At 52.4% G+C, this 1,727-nt stretch carries 1 rRNA gene; it reads right to left on the reverse strand.

What is annotated here, in order from left to right:
• Window positions 1-29: 29 nt before the first annotated feature.
• A 16S ribosomal RNA gene (locus C4N22_RS12680) occupies window positions 30-1,540 on the reverse strand.
• Window positions 1,541-1,727: the final 187 nt, after the last annotated feature.

A 1,727-nucleotide genomic window follows, 5' to 3' on the forward strand; every position in this document is an offset into this window, starting at 1 on the left:
GATGTTTCGCTTCCTGCCTGACTCCTTAGAAAGGAGGTGATCCAGCCGCAGGTTCTCCTACGGCTACCTTGTTACGACTTCACCCCAATCACCAGTTTTACCTTCGGCGGCGTCCTCCTTGCGGTTAGACTACCGACTTCGGGTCCCCCCGGCTCTCATGGTGTGACGGGCGGTGTGTACAAGGCCCGGGAACGTATTCACCGTGGCATGCTGATCCACGATTACTAGCAATTCCGACTTCGTGCAGGCGAGTTGCAGCCTGCAGTCCGAACTGGGACGTTGTTTCTGAGTTTTGCTCCACCTCGCGGTCTTGCTTCTCTTTGTTTAACGCCATTGTAGTACGTGTGTAGCCCAAGTCATAAAGGGCATGATGATTTGACGTCATCCCCACCTTCCTCCGTTTTGTCAACGGCAGTCTGGCCAGAGTCCTCTTGCGTAGTAACTGACCATAAGGGTTGCGCTCGTTGCGGGACTTAACCCAACATCTCACGACACGAGCTGACGACAACCATGCACCACCTGTCTCCTTGCTCCGAAGAGAAATACTGTTTCCAGCATCGTCAAGGGATGTCAAGACTTGGTAAGGTTCTTCGCGTTGCGTCGAATTAAACCACATACTCCACTGCTTGTGCGGGCCCCCGTCAATTCCTTTGAGTTTCAACCTTGCGGTCGTACTCCCCAGGTGGATTACTTATTGTGTTAACTGCGGCACTGAGAGGGTCAATCTCCCAACACCTAGTAATCATCGTTTACAGTGTGGACTACCAGGGTATCTAATCCTGTTTGCTACCCACACTTTCGAGCCTCAGCGTCAGTTGGTGCCCAGTAGGCCGCCTTCGCCACTGGTGTTCCTCCCGATATCTACGCATTCCACCGCTACACCGGGAATTCCGCCTACCTCTGCACTACTCAAGACGACCAGTTTTGAAAGCAGTTCATGGGTTGAGCCCATGGATTTCACTTCCAACTTGATCGCCCGCCTGCGCTCCCTTTACACCCAGTAATTCCGGACAACGCTTGTGACCTACGTTTTACCGCGGCTGCTGGCACGTAGTTAGCCGTCACTTCCTTGTTGAGTACCGTCATTATCTTCCTCAACAACAGGAGTTTACAATCCGAAGACCTTCTTCCTCCACGCGGCGTCGCTGCATCAGGGTTTCCCCCATTGTGCAATATTCCCCACTGCTGCCTCCCGTAGGAGTCTGGGCCGTGTCTCAGTCCCAATGTGGCCGTTCAACCTCTCAGTCCGGCTACCGATCGTCGCCTTGGTGGGCCGTTACCTCACCAACTAGCTAATCGGACGCGAGGCCATCTCAAAGCGGATTGCTCCTTTTCCCTCTTCCCGATGCCGGGTCGTGGGCTTATGCGGTATTAGCAGTCGTTTCCAACTGTTGTCCCCCTCTTTGAGGCAGGTTCCTCACGCGTTACTCACCCGTTCGCCACTCGATCAAGGAAGCAAGCTCCCTCTCTCTCGTTCGACTTGCATGTGTTAGGCGCGCCGCCAGCGTTCGTCCTGAGCCAGGATCAAACTCTTTATAAATGATATTTAATCACTTTAAAGTGCTTAAATCTTGTTCGCTCAGCACGCAATCGCTTGCGTCCTGTGTGAATTACTTTGTTTGGAATTGTTTACCGTGTTTTTCCAACACGAAAATAGGTTCCGTTACAAGTTTTTCGATATTGTTCAATTTTCAAGGTCCTGTAAGCGCCTCAGCCGTTTGGCTGAC

The organism is Faecalibacterium prausnitzii (genome assembly GCF_003287495.1).
GTDB lineage: Bacteria > Bacillota > Clostridia > Oscillospirales > Ruminococcaceae > Faecalibacterium > Faecalibacterium prausnitzii_I.